The 16,190-nt window shown below is 36.3% G+C and carries 18 protein-coding genes; all 18 read left to right on the top strand.

All coding sequences use genetic code 11. The features are described from left to right. Positions 1-5: 5 nt before the first annotated feature. Positions 6-707, top strand: a complete 702-nt coding sequence (ispD, locus tag G558_RS0109170) for a 2-C-methyl-D-erythritol 4-phosphate cytidylyltransferase (protein ID WP_028829901.1) — start codon at positions 6-8, stop codon at positions 705-707. Beyond that, positions 704-1,183 (top strand): 2-C-methyl-D-erythritol 2,4-cyclodiphosphate synthase, encoded by a 480-nt coding sequence (gene ispF, locus G558_RS0109165; protein WP_028829900.1) that lies wholly within the window; start codon positions 704-706, stop codon positions 1,181-1,183. The genes ispD and ispF overlap by 4 nt, the downstream gene beginning before the upstream one ends. A 1-nt stretch (position 1,184) precedes the next feature. Further along, positions 1,185-1,553 (top strand): VOC family protein, encoded by a 369-nt coding sequence (locus tag G558_RS0109160; RefSeq protein WP_028829899.1) that lies wholly within the window; start codon positions 1,185-1,187, stop codon positions 1,551-1,553. A 176-nt stretch (positions 1,554-1,729) separates the two neighbouring features. Then, entirely contained in the window at positions 1,730-2,485 is a 756-nt protein-coding gene (rpsB, locus tag G558_RS0109155; RefSeq protein ID WP_028829898.1) for a 30S ribosomal protein S2, read from the top strand. Positions 2,486-2,593: 108 nt separating this feature from the next. After that, the gene (gene tsf, locus G558_RS0109150; protein ID WP_028829897.1) at positions 2,594-3,508 is read left to right on the top strand and encodes a translation elongation factor Ts; all 915 of its coding nucleotides are present in this window, start codon (positions 2,594-2,596) and stop codon (positions 3,506-3,508) included. Positions 3,509-3,602: 94 nt separating this feature from the next. Then, a complete protein-coding gene (pyrH, locus tag G558_RS0109145) occupies positions 3,603-4,310 on the top strand; it encodes a UMP kinase (RefSeq protein ID WP_028829896.1) in 708 nt (235 codons plus the stop codon). 39 nt (positions 4,311-4,349) lie between these two features. Then, the gene (frr, locus tag G558_RS0109140) at positions 4,350-4,907 is read left to right on the top strand and encodes a ribosome recycling factor (protein ID WP_028829895.1); all 558 of its coding nucleotides are present in this window, start codon (positions 4,350-4,352) and stop codon (positions 4,905-4,907) included. Further along, the gene (locus G558_RS0109135) at positions 4,907-5,104 is read left to right on the top strand and encodes a hypothetical protein (RefSeq protein ID WP_028829894.1); all 198 of its coding nucleotides are present in this window, start codon (positions 4,907-4,909) and stop codon (positions 5,102-5,104) included. The genes frr and G558_RS0109135 overlap by 1 nt, the downstream gene beginning before the upstream one ends. A gap of 114 nt (positions 5,105-5,218) precedes the next feature. Further along, complete coding sequence (locus G558_RS12925; RefSeq protein ID WP_036931862.1) at positions 5,219-5,935, top strand: isoprenyl transferase; 717 nt, start codon at positions 5,219-5,221, stop codon at positions 5,933-5,935. Between the two features lie 9 nt (positions 5,936-5,944). After that, complete coding sequence (locus tag G558_RS0109125) at positions 5,945-6,739, top strand: phosphatidate cytidylyltransferase (protein ID WP_028829893.1); 795 nt, start codon at positions 5,945-5,947, stop codon at positions 6,737-6,739. 31 nt (positions 6,740-6,770) lie between these two features. After that, the gene (gene rseP / locus G558_RS0109120) at positions 6,771-7,772 is read left to right on the top strand and encodes an RIP metalloprotease RseP (RefSeq protein ID WP_028829892.1); all 1,002 of its coding nucleotides are present in this window, start codon (positions 6,771-6,773) and stop codon (positions 7,770-7,772) included. Positions 7,773-7,792: 20 nt separating this feature from the next. Next, on the top strand, positions 7,793-8,842 hold the full coding sequence (gene ispG, locus G558_RS0109115) for a flavodoxin-dependent (E)-4-hydroxy-3-methylbut-2-enyl-diphosphate synthase (RefSeq protein WP_028829891.1): 1,050 nt from the start codon (positions 7,793-7,795) through the stop codon (positions 8,840-8,842). Between the two features lie 11 nt (positions 8,843-8,853). Beyond that, entirely contained in the window at positions 8,854-13,077 is a 4,224-nt protein-coding gene (locus G558_RS0109110) for a PolC-type DNA polymerase III (RefSeq protein ID WP_028829890.1), read from the top strand. A 43-nt stretch (positions 13,078-13,120) separates the two neighbouring features. Continuing rightward, the gene (thyX, locus tag G558_RS0109105) at positions 13,121-13,852 is read left to right on the top strand and encodes an FAD-dependent thymidylate synthase (protein ID WP_036931861.1); all 732 of its coding nucleotides are present in this window, start codon (positions 13,121-13,123) and stop codon (positions 13,850-13,852) included. A gap of 21 nt (positions 13,853-13,873) precedes the next feature. Continuing rightward, the gene (gene rlmB, locus G558_RS0109100; RefSeq protein WP_028829888.1) at positions 13,874-14,590 is read left to right on the top strand and encodes a 23S rRNA (guanosine(2251)-2'-O)-methyltransferase RlmB; all 717 of its coding nucleotides are present in this window, start codon (positions 13,874-13,876) and stop codon (positions 14,588-14,590) included. A gap of 4 nt (positions 14,591-14,594) precedes the next feature. Further along, positions 14,595-15,122, top strand: coding sequence for an NYN domain-containing protein (locus tag G558_RS0109095; RefSeq protein ID WP_028829887.1), 528 nt, complete (start codon positions 14,595-14,597; stop codon positions 15,120-15,122). Positions 15,123-15,150: 28 nt separating this feature from the next. Continuing rightward, positions 15,151-15,777 (top strand): sigma-70 family RNA polymerase sigma factor, encoded by a 627-nt coding sequence (locus G558_RS12920; protein ID WP_051188619.1) that lies wholly within the window; start codon positions 15,151-15,153, stop codon positions 15,775-15,777. A 220-nt stretch (positions 15,778-15,997) separates the two neighbouring features. Then, on the top strand, positions 15,998-16,190 hold a 193-nt coding region (locus G558_RS14360; RefSeq protein ID WP_028829886.1), incomplete at its 3' end, for a helix-turn-helix domain-containing protein.

Below are 16,190 nucleotides of genomic sequence, written 5' to 3'. Positions count from 1 at the left end.
AGGATATGACAAGTGCAGTTATAGTTGCAGCTGGAAAAGGTACAAGGATGAAGTCCAGCAAGGGGCTAAGTAAACAATATATTGAAATTGTGGGGAAACCCATCATTCTAAGAACTATAGAAAAATTTGTAAAATCAGAAGCCATAGATGAGATAATAATCGTGGTTAGCAAAAAAGATGAGCAATATTTAAAAGAAAAAGTGCTTTCAAAAATAAAGTCGGGCAAGCCAATTAAAATTGCATACGGTGGAAAAGAACGATTTGAATCCAGTCTAAACGGAATAAATGCTTCATCAAAAGACTCTGATACTATTCTAATTCATGATGCAGTAAGACCCTTTGTAAAGATAGAGGAGATTGAAAAAGTTGCTGAAAAAGCAAGAAAAACTGGAGCTGCAGTACTTGCGGTAAAGTCAAAGGACACAGTAAAGCTGGTTTCAGACGGAATAATAAATTCAACTCCTGACAGAGACCAGGTATATCTTATACAGACTCCACAGGGTTTTTCAAAAAAACTCTTACTCGATGCTTACATGGATCTTATAAATTCAGATGAAATATTTATGCCAACTGATGATGCTTCAGTAGCAGAACGTTATGGAGCTAATGTTCATGTTGTAGAAGGAAGCTATGAGAACATAAAAATAACTACGTCATCGGATATAGGCTTTGCAGAATCTATAATAAAATCGGAGTGTGGTATATGAGAATAGGAATAGGATATGACGTACATGCTTTTGAACATGGGAGAAAACTAATAATTGGGGGAGCAACAATACCTCATGAAAAAGGGCTTGCCGGTCATTCGGACGCAGATGTGCTTCTTCATGCCATAACAGATGCAATGCTCGGAGCGCTTGCGCTGGGTGATATAGGGAAACTTTATCCGGATACTTCCAAGGACTTTAAAAACATAGATTCAAGAATACTTCTAAGAGATGCCTTTGCGCTCATAAAAAGCAAAGGTTACGAAATAGGAAATGTAGACGCTGTCATAGTGGCCCAAAGACCCAAAATGGCCCAGTATATAGACCTTATGAGAGAAAACGTATGTATGGACCTTGAAACTGACAAAGACCGTATAAGTATAAAAGCAACGACTACTGAGAGGCTCGGGTTTGAAGGAAGAGAAGAAGGTATATCTTCGCAGGCGGTGATACTGCTTAAAAAGAAAGGGGTATAAAATGGAATTTAAAATAATTCACAATAACATTAATGTACTGAACCTGGAAAAGAGCATTACTTTTTATAAAGATGCACTGGGCATGGAAATAAAGAGAGAATATGAGCCGCAAGATAAGAGCTTCAAACTGGTTTATCTGGAGACTGGATCAGGAACCCACCAGCTTGAACTCACATGGATGAGAGATAGAGTAGAATCTTACAATCTTGGAGATAATGAATTCCACCTTGCGTTTGAGACAGATGATTTTGAAGGAGCATACAAAAAGCATAAGGACATGGGTTGCATATGTTTTGAGAATAAAACTATGGGGATATACTTCATATCAGATCCGGATGGGTACTGGCTGGAGATACTTCCTTCAAAGTAGGATTGTGAAAGTATTTGTTTTTCTTAAAATCATCTTGCTTTTTCAGTAAAAATGGTATAATATGTTATGGGTATAAATTTTAATAATACACACTCTGTGCATTTTGCAAAAGGGTGCCTGAAACAGGGCTTTTGCAGAGGTAAGCGCAGCGGAGGAAAAAACCGGAGGAGAAAAAAATGGGCGTAGTTAGCATGAAGCAGCTTTTAGAAGCTGGAGTACACTTTGGACACCAGACAAGAAGATGGAATCCAAAAATGGCAAGATTTATCTTTACAGAAAGAAACGGAATCTATATAATAGATCTTCAGAAAACTGTTAAGAAGATAGAAGAAGCATATGAGTTCATAAGAGAAGTAGCTGAATCAGGAAAGCCAGTTCTTTTCGTAGGAACAAAGAAGCAAGCTCAGGATTCAATAAAAGAAGAAGCTGAAAGATCAGGAATGTACTATGTAAACGAGAGATGGTTAGGTGGAATGCTTACAAACCACAAGACTATCAAGACAAGAATAGACAGACTTAGAAAACTTGAGAAAATGCAAGAAGACGGAACTTTTGATGTACTTCCTAAAAAAGAAGTAATAAAGCTTATGGCAGAAAAAGAAAAGCTTGAGAAATATCTTGGCGGAATCAAAGATATGCCAGAACTACCAGGAGCACTTTTCGTAGTTGACCCAAGAAAAGAAAGAATAGCGATAAAAGAAGCTCAAAAACTGGGAATACCAGTAGTAGGAATAGTTGATACAAACTGTGATCCAGATGAACTTGATTTCCCAATACCAGGAAATGATGATGCTATAAGAGCTGTAAAACTTATTGCAGGAGCAATTTCACAGGCGATAATCGAAGCTAAGCAGGGAAGTATTGAAGTTACTTCAAACGAATCAGCTGAAGAGACAGTAGAAGCTACTGTAGAAACAACAGTAGAAGCATAATAAATAATTCAAACTCAAAGTAAGGTATCCTCATTAAAATACTCACCCACCAAGGCAAGTGTGGTAGTCTGGGTACCTTATTTTAATATGCACAGGAGGAAAAGATAAATGGAAATAACAGCTAGTATGGTAAAGGTGCTTAGAGAAAAAACTCAAGCTGGAATGATGGATTGTAAAAAAGCTTTAACTGAAGTTGAAGGCGACTTGGAAAAAGCAATAGATCTTCTAAGAGAAAAAGGACTTTCAAAAGCAGCTAAAAAAGCAGACAGAATAGCAGCAGAAGGACTTGTGAAACTTGTAATAGCAGATGATATGAAATCAGGATCATTAGTAGAAGTAAACTCAGAGACTGACTTCGTTGCAAAGAACGAAGAATTTATAGGATTTGTAGAAGATCTTGCGAAAATGGTACTTGAGATAGCACCAACTTCAGTAGAAGACCTTAAAAACAAAAAATATATGGGAACAGAAGAAACCGTTCAGGACGTTCTTAACAATAAGATCTCAAGAATCGGTGAGAATATGAACCTGAGAAGACTGGCAAGAGAAGAAGCTAAAGGAGCAGTTGTGGGTTATCTTCACGGCGCTGGTAAGATAGCAGTTCTTGTAAACTTTGATTCAGATGCTGCAGCTGGAGATCTTCAAGAACTTGGAAAAGACGTTGCAATGCAGATAGCTGCAATGAACCCAATGTACATTTCAAGAGATGATGTAGATCAGTCATACATCGAGCATGAGAGAGAAATTCTTACAGCTCAGGCTATAAACGAAGGTAAGTCAGAAGAAATAGCGAAAAAGATGGTTGAAGGAAGACTTAACAAGCAACTTAAAGAAGTTTGTCTTCTTGAGCAGGTATTTGTAAAAGATTCAGATTTCACTGTAAAACAGATAATAGAAAACAAGGCAAAAGCTCTTGGAAAATATATAAAAGTTGCAGGTGTTCAGAGATTTGAAGTTGGAGAAGGAATAGAGAAAAAAGAAGAAAATTTTGCAGATGAAGTTGCAAAACAATTAGGAAACTAAACTGAATTAGTAGAGAACACCTTGTGATGCAGTGAAATAAATCATCTGTCGGCTATGAGAGTGTTCTCTTTTTATAAGCGGAGGAAATAATCAAATGGGTGAATTAGCATATAAAAGAGTACTTTTAAAACTTAGTGGCGAAGCGCTTGCAGGAGAAAAAGGATTTGGCATAGACACCAGTATGGTTCTGGAAATAGCAAAATCAGTTAAAACAATCATGGAAATGGGAGTTGAAGTAGCTATAGTAGTTGGAGGCGGCAATATTTTCAGAGGTAGATCTGGAGAGAACATGGACAGAACAACAGCAGACCACATGGGAATGCTTGCAACTGTAATAAACGCTCTAGCACTTCAAACTTCACTTGAAAACATTGATGTAGTTACAAGAGTTCAAACTGCAATTGAAATGAAAGAAATAGCTGAACCCTATATTAGAAGACGAGCTATGAGACACCTGGAAAAAGGAAGAGTAGTTATATTTGGGGCAGGAAGTGGAAACCCTTATTTTTCTACAGATACAGCTGCAGCACTCAGAGCTGCCGAAGTAGATGCAGATGTAATACTGCTTGCAAAAAAAGTTGATGGGGTATATGACTGTGATCCTGTTACAAACCCAAATGCGGTTAAATTCGATAAACTGACCTATCTTGATGTACTAAACAGAGATTTGAAAGTAATGGATTCAACAGCAACCTCCCTTTGTAAAGACAATAAAATACCTATAATAGTATTTTCACTTGAAAATCCAAACAACATAATAAAGGTTATAAACGGCGAAAATATAGGGACAATAGTAGAGTAGTATATGATATAATAAACTAAAAAGCAAAGGAGTATTACTATGAGAACAGAAGTGCATGAAAAGCTTGAATCCAAAATGGAAAAAACAATATCTGTGCTAAAAGAGGACATGGCAGTAATAAGAGCTGGAAGATCAAATCCATCAATGTTAGACAAGGTAGTAGTAGATTATTATGGAACGCCTACGCCACTTAAACAGATGGCAGGAGTATCAGCGCCAGAACCAAGAGTAATACTTATACAACCATGGGACAAAAGCTCTCTTAAAAGCATAGAAAAAGCCATTCAAATATCTGATCTGGGATTCAATCCAACTAATGACGGAATCCAAATCAGAATTGCTATACCCCAACTTACAGAAGACAGAAGAAAAGATCTTACAAAGCTTGTTGGAAAAACTGGGGAACAGGCAAAAATAGCACTGAGAAATGAGAGACGAGAAGCTAATGAAAAAATCAAAAAACTTGAAAAAGATGGAGATATTTCAGAAGACGACGCAAAAAAAGCTACAGATGAAGTACAAAAGATAATAGATAGATATACAAAGACTGTAGATGAAATGGTAGTTAGAAAAGAAAAAGAGATAATGGAAGTATAATGGATATAAATGACCTTATTTCTAAGCGTTTAGAAGAAGCCGAAGAGATTTTAAAGGCTAATAAAGAAAAATATAAAGTGGAGTATACTTGTGGAGGAAAGGATGCTGATATCCTTAAAGATATGTATGTAATACGGGCATTAAGAAAACCAGAAGGAATAATACTTACATTGACAGGCTTTAAAACAAAAATATAAAATTTTACAAATACAGACTCAGCGGAAAATCCGCTGAGTTTGTTAAAAAATATAAATTCGAAAACAACTCACGTTAACATATATAATTCAATGATTCAAAAAAGAGGATAGAAAATGCAACTTAACAGAGAAAATATGCCAAAACACATAGGCGTCATAATGGATGGCAACGGAAGATGGGCAAAATCTAAAGGACTAAAACGTACCATGGGTCACAAGCAAGGCGTTGAAAACCTGAGAACTATAGTAAAAGAGTGTAAGAGACTGGAGATACCATTTCTTACAGTATACGCTTTTTCTACGGAAAACTGGAAAAGAACTCAGGAAGAAGTTTCATCACTTATGTGGCTGCTTGAGCAATATATGACCAGAGAGCTAAAAGAGCTACACAAAGAAGGGGTGCGGATAAAGACTATAGGTGACATAAATGAACTCCCAGAGTCCACGTGCAAAAAACTGACAGAGGGCATAGAATATACAAAGGATAATCGTGACCTTACACTTACTCTGGCCCTTAACTATGGATCAAGATCTGACATAACTCAGGCGACAAAGCTTATAGCAGACAAGGTGAAAAATGGAGAGATCCTTTTGGAAGAAATAAATGAAGAAACAATATCCAATCATCTAAGCACAAATTTCATGCCAGATCCTGATCTTATAATAAGGCCAAGCGGAGAATACAGACTTTCTAATTTTATGATGTGGGAATCCTCATACAGTGAATTGTGGTTTTCAAATATTAACTGGCCGGATTTTGGAGCAGACCAGCTTCAACAGGCTATTTCAGATTATCAAAATAGAGACAGAAGATTTGGCAATGCCAAATAAGGGGGATTTATGCTGACGAGAATAATTTCCGGACTGGTACTGCTTCCACTTTTATTTTTTGTAATAATAAAAGGCGGGATATCGATATATCTGGGAGCACTTATATGTTCACTTATAGGACTGTATGAATTTTTCAAAGTGTTTGAGAGCAGTGGCTACAAACCGCTTAAAAGTACAATTTATGCCGCTACTGTAATAATGTATACTGCCATGACATATTCGGGAATCTTGTATTCACACATAGTGATCTCTATAATATATATTATTTTTGCAGTTGGTGCTGTATATATAATGAACCGTAAGGTGAGAGTCGAAGATTTAATGATAAGCATAATGGGGTATATATATATACCTGTATTTTTGTCTCACATAAATCTTATGAGTATGCAGCAGACAATATATATATGGCTGGTGTTTATATTTGCGTGGGGGAGTGATACCTGTGCTTACTTTTCAGGTATGTTCTTTGGGAAACACAAACTTATACCTGAAATAAGTCCTAAAAAGACTGTAGAAGGCTCTATTGGTGGAATTGCGGGAACAGTAGTGATGACACTGGTTTTTGCTAAATATTTTCAAGAACCCAACCTCATGTATTTTATACCTTTAGCAATGATAGGGAGCACAGTCTCTCAGATAGGAGATTTGTTTGCATCTGCTATAAAAAGAGAATTCGGAATAAAAGATTATGGAAATCTTATTCCAGGTCACGGAGGAATATTGGATAGATTTGACAGCATACTGTTCACTGCTCCTTTGACTTATTATGGAATAACATTCATAAACTATATTCAAAATCTGTAACCTTTAATAGGATTTAAGTTAAGGAGAATAAATGAGTATAATAATAGCGATACTGATATTTACATTCCTGGTTCTTATACACGAACTGGGACATTTTCTTACAGCCAAAATATTAGGCGTAAGAGCATATGAACTTTCTATAGGAATGGGACCTAAAATATTTGGAAAAAAATATAAAGATACCGAATATACACTTAGGGCAATACCCTTTGGTGCATATGTAAGGTTTGGAGATGAAGAAGACTCTCTTTTTGAAGAGGGAGACAATTTTATGAATCAGAGACCCTGGGACAGGATAAAGATAATAGTTATGGGGCCGCTTGTAAACATAGTTACAGCGCTTATGCTTATGATACTTGTGGTATTTATGACAGGAGTACCTGTAAACAAAATAGGATCTTTGGCTCCTGACATGCCTGCAATTGAGGCTGGGATGCAAGAAGGAGATTCAATTATAGAGATTGAAGGCACTAAAGTAAAATCGTGGAATGACGTAGTAGCAGCTATTGAATCCAATTCAGACCAGGTAATAAGTGTGGTAGTGGAAAGAGAAAACAAAGAGACCGCAGCACTTGAAATAAGGCCTGTTGAAAGCGACGGAAAGATGATGATTGGTATTTCCCCGGCTTTTGAAAAAAATCTGGGACAGTCAATTTCAGCGGGGACAACAGCAACACTTAAGATGAGTACTATGATGATAGATGTAGTCAAGCAACTTTTTACAGGCAAAGCAGATATTAACAGTTTTTCTGGTCCAGTGGGGATAGTGGCTATAGTAGATGATGTGGCTTCGACAGGAATGATAAATTTGATTTATCTTACGGCCATACTGAGTCTCAACCTGGGGATACTGAATCTTCTTCCAATACCGGCACTCGATGGAAGCAAGATACTGATATATGGATTTGAAGCTTTGAGTGGAAAGCCTATGAACAAAGATCTGGAAATGAAACTCACAATGGTTGGATTTGCAGTTCTTATGGCATTTACAGTCTTTATAACATTCAAGGATATAATTAGACTTATTGGTTAGAGAATAAACTGGAGTAAAAAATGATAAATAGAAGAAAAACAAAAACCACAACTATTGGAGATGTTAAAATAGGAAGTGGTCATAAAGTAAGCATACAGTCTATGACAAATACAAGAACATCAGATATAAAAGCAACTGTTGCACAGATAAAGAGGCTTGAAGAAGCCGGGTGTGAGATTGTAAGAGCATCTGTTCCGGATGTGGAATCTGCAGAAGCCATAAAGACCATAGTAAATAAAATCAACATACCTCTTGTAGCAGATATACATTTTGACCACAGACTTGCTATAAAATCTATTGAAAATGGGGTAGATGGACTTAGAATAAATCCTGGAAATATCGGGGGAACAGAAAAAGTAAGAGAGGTAATACAAAAAGCCAAAGAGAGAAACATAAAGATAAGAATAGGTGTCAATGGGGGCTCTCTTGAAAAAGAAATTGTAAATATATATGGCAAGGGCTCAGATGCCATGGTGCAAAGCGCCATGAGTCATATAAAAATACTTGAAGATCTGGATTTTTATAATACAGTGGTATCACTTAAATCAAGTGATATATTCAAGACTATAGAAGCATACACCAAATTTGCGCAAATGACAGATTATCCTCTTCACCTTGGGATAACAGAATCGGGAACGATGAAAAAAGGCACCATAAAATCTGCGATAGGTATAGGCCACATGCTTCTTAATGGGATAGGAGATACCATAAGAGTTTCACTTACAGCAGATCCCGTAGAAGAGATATATGTTGCAAAAGAGATTCTTTCATCACTTGAATTGCAAAGAGATGGATTAAGGATAATATCATGTCCTACATGCGCGAGAACAAGGATAAACCTTATAGAACTGGCAGAGAGTATTGAGGAAAAAACAAAAAATATAAAAAAACCGATAACAGTTGCTATTATGGGGTGTGCAGTAAATGGACCTGGAGAAGCAAGTGAAGCTGACATAGGAATTGCAGGTGGAAATGGGGAAGCCATACTCTTTAAAAAGGGAAAAATTGTAAGCAAGTTCAGCGAGGATGAAATAGAGGCTGTCCTTCTTAAAGAAATAGAAAACTATTAGAAAGAAAAGCCATGCAAAAAGTAAAAGAATATTTTCGAAACAACAATATTTCACTGGAAAACATAAGTCTTTATAAAGAAGAAAAAAAACTCGAATTTACTGCGAACTCAGACACTATAGTAAACTACAGAGACATAAGAAGTGTTGAAGAGAGCTTTGTAAGAGAGAATCCAGATATCAAAAAAGCCCTTATAAAAATCAAATATAAGGGAAACAAAGATAAAGATCAACTGCTTCAGGCATATATTCCAAACATAGAATATATGCTTGAGGCTTTTTGCCCTGCTGTAAAGTGTGGTAAAAATTATATTGAAATCAAGTATGAAAACAATCCAGAAGCCCAGGTAACCCTTGATGTTAAAGATAAAATGGTATTTAACAGCATAAAAACAAAACGAATAGATTCTGAGCTGAAAAATATCATGGCTTTTGATTTAGGGGTGGATGTAAGGGTCAACATAAATGATGTCAGCATATCCCAGGATACAACAGATTTTATTAATAAAAATTCAGAAATGATTAAAAAAGAAGCTGATATAATAAGTCAAAAAGCTGAAAAGGGACGAAAAGCATCTGCTCCCAAAAAACAGGTAAGTGATCAAGACATTATCCATGGAAGAAAGATAAGTATTGAAACTGTAAAGCTTGCAACAATCAGAGATATAAGTCCTAATATTGCATTTGAGGGAGGCGTTTTTGCAACGGATAAAAGAGTTCTTAACTCCGGAAAAGTAATTCAGACATTTTCGGTAACGGACTTTACAAATTCCATGCACTGCAAGTTATTTACAGACACCGAAGAAGATATTGTCAAGAAGGGTGACTATATAAGGGTCAGAGGAGACGCTCAGTACGACCCCTATGCAAGAGAGCTCATAGTGATGGTAAAAGATATAAACAAAGCGGACCAAATTGTGAGAAGAGATTTTTCTAAAGAAAAAAGAGTGGAGCTTCATATGCATACTTCAATGTCCATGATGGATGCAGTATCAAATGTAGAAGACCTTGTAAAACAGGCAAAAGACTTCGGTCATAAAGCTGTGGCAATAACAGACCACGGAATAGTTCAGGCTTTTCCAGATGCCATGAGTGCGGGGAAAAAGCATGATATAAAGATACTCTACGGGGTAGAAGCATACCTTATAGATGACCTTGGAATGGTACTTAAAGATTATAACAATCTTACATTTGACCAGACCTTTGTGGTGTTTGATTTAGAGACTACAGGGCTTTCAGCTTCTAATGAAAAAATAACCGAAATTGGAGCAGTTAAAATAAAAAACTGTGAGATAGTGGAACGCTTCAGCGAACTGATTAACCCACAGATGAGGATTCCTTCAAAAATAACAGAGCTTACAGGAATAACAAATGACATGGTAAAAGATAGCCGGACCATAGAAGAGGTGCTGCCTGATTTTCTGGATTTTGTTGGTGATAGCATGCTGGTAGCCCACAACAGCGACTTTGATACAGGATTTATAAGAGAAGCCTGCAAAAAACAAGATATAATATATAATCTCAAGGCCCTGGATACCGTTTCAATTTCTAGAGTTTTGCTTCCAGAATTAAAGAGGCATAAGCTAAATGTAGTTGCAAAACATCTTGGCATAAAGCTTGATAACCACCACAGGGCAGTCGATGATGCCGAAGCTACTGCAAATATATTCCTCAAATTTATAGAAATGTTTAGAGCTGATGACATAGAAATTCTTTCTCAGGTAAATGAGAGATATACAGACAAAGATTACAAGACCAAGAGGCCTAATCACATAACCATACTTGTAAAAGACATGATTGGCTTAAAAAATCTCTATAAGATGATATCAATTGCCCACATAGAAAATTTTTATAAAAACCCAAGAACCCTGAAAAGTGTTTTAAGCAAGTATAGAGAAGGTCTTATAGTTGGAAGTGCATGTGAAGCAGGAGAGGTATACCAGGCTGTACAAAGAAAACTTTCAGATAAAGAGATAGATAAAATAATGGCTTATTATGATTATATAGAGATAATGCCATGTGAGCATAATTCCTTTATGATAGAAAAAGGGATAGTAAAGGATGTAAATGAATTAAAAGAGATAAATAAAAATATATACAATCATGCAAAAAGAAATGGAAAACTTGTTGTAGCAACTGGGGACGTCCACTATAAAGATCCATCGGATGGAATATACCGTCATATATTAAAAGTAGCACAAAAATATTCGGTTACAGAAGAAGATAAGGCTTTTTATTTCAGAACAACTGATGAAATGATAGAAGAATTCACTTATATGGGCACAGAGATAGCGCATGAGGTAGTCGTTGAAAATACAAACAAGATTGCGGACATGATAGAATTTATAAAACCCATTCCAGACGGGACATTTGCGCCTTTCATAGAAGGATCAGATACAGAGCTAAGAGAAATGTGTTTTAAAAAAGCAGAGAATATATATTCAAGTCCTCTCCCAGAGATAGTCCAGTCAAGGCTTGACAGAGAACTCAATTCTATTATAGGAAATGGCTACGCAGTAATGTATATAATAGCTCAAAAGCTGGTTACAAAATCTATAGCAGATGGCTACCTGGTAGGATCAAGAGGATCTGTAGGTTCTTCATTTGCAGCAACCATGAGCGATATAACAGAAGTAAATCCCCTTTGCCCTCACTATGTCTGCAAAACCTGCAAATACAGTGAGTTCATTACAGATGGGAGTTATGCTTCAGGCATAGATCTTCCTGATAAATACTGTCCTGATTGCGGAGAGAAGCTCATAAAAGATGGGCATGATATACCATTTGAAGTATTCCTTGGATTCGAGGGGGATAAAGAACCAGATATAGACCTCAACTTTGCCGGAGAATATCAGTCTCTTGCTCACAAATACACAGAAGAACTATTTGGAGCAGATTACGTTTTCAGGGCGGGAACAATAGGCACCATAGCAGAAAAAACGGCATATGGATACGTGATGAAATATCTTGAAGAGACTGATTCTGTTGCAAATGGGGCAGAGATAAGCAGGCTCAGAGAAGGGTGTACAGGGGTAAAGCGTACATCAGGCCAGCATCCTGGCGGGGTAATGATAGTTCCAGATTACAAGGATGTATATGATTTTACACCCATACAGTATCCGGCCAACGACCCGACAAGCGGGGTAAAGACAACTCATTTTGATTATCACTCCATAAGTGGAAGAATACTCAAACTTGATATACTGGGCCATGACGTCCCTACTATAATAAAAATGCTGGAAGATTTTACAGGAGTGATAGCGACCTCTATAAAACTTGATGATCCTGATACTATGTCTATATTTACATCTGCAGATGCCATAGAGTGCAACCTAAGCGAAATAAAATGTGAGACAGGGTCTTTGGGCATACCTGAATTTGGAACAAAATTTGTAAGGCAGATGCTTATGGATACAAAACCCAGTACCTTTGGCGAACTCGTAAGGATATCGGGTCTTTCACATGGAACAGATGTGTGGATCAACAATGCTCAAGAACTCGTAAGAAACAAGGTCACAACTCTTAAAGAGGTAATATCTACAAGAGATGACATAATGAATTATCTTATGCTAAAAGACTTGAAGCCAAAGACCGCCTTTAAGATAATGGAAAATGTCAGAAAAGGAAAAGGTCTTACTGAAGAGCACATAGAAGACATGAAAGAACATAATGTGCCTCAGTGGTATATAGAATCATGTCAGAAGATAAAATATATGTTCCCCAAAGCTCACGCCGCAGCATATGTAATGATGTCTTTTAGAGTTGCATATTACAAAGTTCATCATAAAGAAGCGTTTTATGCGACGTTTTTTACTACAAAGATAGATGATTTTGATGCAGACCTTATATGCAGAGGAAAAGAATATGTCTATGATAAAATAAAAGAACTTGATGTACTTGGGAACAATGCAACTGCAAAAGAAAAAGGAATGCTTATAGTTCTGGAAGTTGCCTATGAGATGTTTTCAAGGGGAGTAGAGATAAAAAAAGTAGATCTGTACAGATCTCATGCTAAAAAATTCAAGATTGAAGACAATAAGCTTCTTCCGCCTCTTTGTTCAATTCAAGGGCTTGGAGAAACGGTTGCAAAAAATATAGAGGCTCAGGCAGATAGAGAATTTATTTCTCTGGAAGATTTTAGAACTCGAACCAAAGCTAATAAATCAGTTACAGATATACTCATAAGTCATGGATGCCTTCAAGGGCTTCCAGAGAGCAATCAGCTGACACTTTTCTAAATTAACACAAAGTAAATAAAAATGGATTTTAAAGGAGAAAAAAATGAGCACACTTAAAGTAAAACTTATAGCACATACACCTGAGCCTGATAAAGTTGTATCAATGGCTGCAAAGCTATGCTATTCACATGTTGGGGTTGAGGAAATGTCAGAAAAGATGACAAATCAAGAAGTTGATAAATTCCTGAGTATGCTTATGAGTCTTGGACATGAAAGTCCGGTAGAGCATACTAGCTTTACCTTTGCCATAGAAGGTATATCAAGGGCCTGCTCTCACCAACTTGTCAGGCATAGAATGGCTTCATATTCCCAGCAGTCTCAAAGATATGTAAAGCTTTCACAATTTGAATATATAATACCTCCTACAATTGAATCGGATGAAAAATTAAAGCAGATATATGTCCAAGCTATGGATAGAGCTCAAAGCGATTACAATACAATGGTTGCAGAACTTATAAAAAATGGAAGAACAGAAAAAGAAGCAATTGAAGATGCAAGATATGTCTTTCCGAATGCATGTGAAACCAAGATTGTAGTTACAATGAATGCAAGAAGCCTGTTTAACTTTTTTGAGCACAGATGCTGCGAAAGAGCTCAGTGGGAAATAAGAGAGCTTGCTTACAAAATGCTTGAAGAATGCAAAAAGTCAGCTCCTATACTCTTTAGAAAATGTGGACCGAGTTGTTACAAGGGATCATGCAAAGAAGGAAAGATGAGCTGTAAAAAACCAGAAATATCAAGAAACAGAATAGAGCAGATGGAATTGCAAATTTAGAGATTTCACCGGAGGGAAAATATGCAGATAGAAGGAAGAAATGCCGTACTCGAAGCCCTTAAAAACGAAAGGGAAATAGATTATATATACATTAAAAAAGGTGATAATGAAGGATCTATCAACAAGATAATTGGGAAAGCCAATGATATGAAGATCATGATAAAAGTCGTGGATAAGAACAAGCTTGATGAAATGTCAGAGAGCAAAAATCATCAGGGGGTAATTGCTGTAGCCAATGAATACAAATATTTTGACCTTGAAGATATAATAGAGCAGACCAGGGAAAAAGAAAGCTTTTTTCTGATTCTGGATGAAATAGAAGATCCACATAATTTTGGAGCTATGATAAGAAGCGCCGAAGCCAGTGGAGTAGATGCTATAATAATTCCTAAAAGAAGAGCGTGTCAGGTAAATGCAACTGTTGAAAAAACAGCGGCTGGAGCGACCAGTCATGTAAAGATAGCAAGAGTTACAAATCTGGTTCAGGCTATAGAAAAACTCAAAGCTTCAGGAGTGTGGGTCTACAGCGTGGATATGGATGGAACCCAGTATACAAAGACAGATCTCAAGGGTAATATCGCACTTGTGATAGGAAATGAAGGCAAGGGAATATCCAGACTGATAAAGGAAAAAAGTGACTTTACTGTCAGCATTCCAATGAAAGGGCACATCAATTCCTTGAATGCTTCGGTTGCAGCGTCTATTCTGATGTTTGAAGCCGTAAGGCAAAGAGGATAGGTGAGTGAAAAGGAAAATAAAAGAAATACTTGTAATAGACGGGTATAATGTCATAAATGCATGGGACGAGCTTATTGAAACAGCAGAGATTAGCCTTGAAAACGCAAGAGAAAAACTTAATTTCATGATAGCGGAGTACTCATCTTATAAGGGTATTTACACTTATATAGTATATGACGCATACAAGATAAAAACTTCTCTTTCCAGAGAAGAAAAAAACAAGGACATGACAATTATATATACAAAAGAAAATCAGACAGCAGACAGTTTTATAGAAAAATTTATTCATGATTTTGAAGATAAGAGAAATACTATAATAAGGGTTGCAACAGATGATATGGCCGAGCAGAATATGGTCTTAGGAAAAGGCGCAAACCGGATGTCCACCAGAGAACTCCATCTTGAAATTAAAGATAGCCAGAAAAAAATAAAAGAAAAAATAAGCGGTAAGTATGCGAGCAAAAACACTCTGGATACTATACTTAATCAAGACGTAGTAGACAAACTGGAAAAAATGAGACGAGGCAAGTAAGATACCAAACTTAAAAGGTGGTGTGTCAGTGGAAAAACCGAGAAAGCAAGATAGGGAATCTGCAAGCTATAAAGATGATGAATCAGTTATAAGAGCACAAAATGGAAATAAGGATGAACAGGAATTAATACTAAAAAAATACAAAAACCTGGTCAAAAAAACAGCCAGTCAGTATCACATTAGAGGAGCTGACAGGGAAGATTTGATTCAAGAGGGTATGATAGGTCTTTACAAAGCAATAAGAGATTTTAATCCTGAAAAAAAGGTTTACTTTCATGTATTTGCACAACTTTGTATCACAAGGCAGATAATGACTGCAGTAAAAACTTCAAACAGGCAAAAACACATACCGCTAAATGATTATATTTCCCTTAGTTCAAGTGCAGATGAAAAAAATGAAGACTTGCTCGAAAATATAAATTTAGATTTTTCAAAAAGTCCGGAAGAAATTTTGATTGAAAAAGAAAAAAATGAAAATATACGAAGAACTATAAAAGACAAACTTACAGAAAAAGAAGCCAGGATTGTCAACCTTTTTATTTTGGGTTTCAGTTACTCGGAAATGGCAGATATAGTAGGTATAAGTGATAAAGGAATAAGCAGCACATTACAAAGGGCTAAAAAGAAACTCAACTCCATATCATACAAAGATTAGACTTAAAAATAATTATAATTTTACAAAAAAACTGGCCTTCTATATGAAAATCAGTTTTTTTGTAAAATTTTATCAGTAGTGCCGAGAATACCCCCGCCTCTAAGTCTCCTTGCTCGCTTTAGCGAGAATGAAGGCGGGAGATGAATCGGTTGCAAGTGTTACAAGTATAGATAATAGTGGTATAATATTACTATATTAACATTGAGGCGAGGTGAAGAAAATGTTGAAACACAAAGCATACAAATTTAGAATATATCCTACACAAGAACAGGTTGTTCTAATCAACAAAACTATAGGTTGTAGCCGATTTGTGTTTAATTTCTCACTTTCACAGCAAAAAAATGAAGAGCATCTTTGGTATCTCGCAGAAGAAATGTACCAAAGCGGTCAACTTCTATTTAATAAATATAAAA

The organism is Proteocatella sphenisci DSM 23131 (assembly GCF_000423525.1).
GTDB classification, from domain to species: domain Bacteria; phylum Bacillota; class Clostridia; order Peptostreptococcales; family Filifactoraceae; genus Proteocatella; species Proteocatella sphenisci.
Note: the sequence above shows the minus strand (reverse complement) of the source record. Positions and strands in the feature narration are given on the sequence as shown.

What these genes read in the sequence shown, in the direction of transcription:
- ispD (WP_028829901.1), top strand. Translation starts at nt 6, where the DNA reads ATGACAAGTGCAGTTATAGTTGCAGCTGGAAAAGGTACAAGGATGAAG.
- ispF (WP_028829900.1), top strand. Translation starts at nt 704, where the DNA reads ATGAGAATAGGAATAGGATATGACGTACATGCTTTTGAACATGGGAGA.
- G558_RS0109160 (WP_028829899.1), top strand. Translation starts at nt 1,185, where the DNA reads ATGGAATTTAAAATAATTCACAATAACATTAATGTACTGAACCTGGAA.
- rpsB (WP_028829898.1), top strand. Translation starts at nt 1,730, where the DNA reads ATGGGCGTAGTTAGCATGAAGCAGCTTTTAGAAGCTGGAGTACACTTT.
- tsf (WP_028829897.1), top strand. Translation starts at nt 2,594, where the DNA reads ATGGAAATAACAGCTAGTATGGTAAAGGTGCTTAGAGAAAAAACTCAA.
- pyrH (WP_028829896.1), top strand. Translation starts at nt 3,603, where the DNA reads ATGGGTGAATTAGCATATAAAAGAGTACTTTTAAAACTTAGTGGCGAA.
- frr (WP_028829895.1), top strand. Translation starts at nt 4,350, where the DNA reads ATGAGAACAGAAGTGCATGAAAAGCTTGAATCCAAAATGGAAAAAACA.
- G558_RS0109135 (WP_028829894.1), top strand. Translation starts at nt 4,907, where the DNA reads ATGGATATAAATGACCTTATTTCTAAGCGTTTAGAAGAAGCCGAAGAG.
- G558_RS12925 (WP_036931862.1), top strand. Translation starts at nt 5,219, where the DNA reads ATGCAACTTAACAGAGAAAATATGCCAAAACACATAGGCGTCATAATG.
- G558_RS0109125 (WP_028829893.1), top strand. Translation starts at nt 5,945, where the DNA reads ATGCTGACGAGAATAATTTCCGGACTGGTACTGCTTCCACTTTTATTT.
- rseP (WP_028829892.1), top strand. Translation starts at nt 6,771, where the DNA reads ATGAGTATAATAATAGCGATACTGATATTTACATTCCTGGTTCTTATA.
- ispG (WP_028829891.1), top strand. Translation starts at nt 7,793, where the DNA reads ATGATAAATAGAAGAAAAACAAAAACCACAACTATTGGAGATGTTAAA.
- G558_RS0109110 (WP_028829890.1), top strand. Translation starts at nt 8,854, where the DNA reads ATGCAAAAAGTAAAAGAATATTTTCGAAACAACAATATTTCACTGGAA.
- thyX (WP_036931861.1), top strand. Translation starts at nt 13,121, where the DNA reads ATGAGCACACTTAAAGTAAAACTTATAGCACATACACCTGAGCCTGAT.
- rlmB (WP_028829888.1), top strand. Translation starts at nt 13,874, where the DNA reads ATGCAGATAGAAGGAAGAAATGCCGTACTCGAAGCCCTTAAAAACGAA.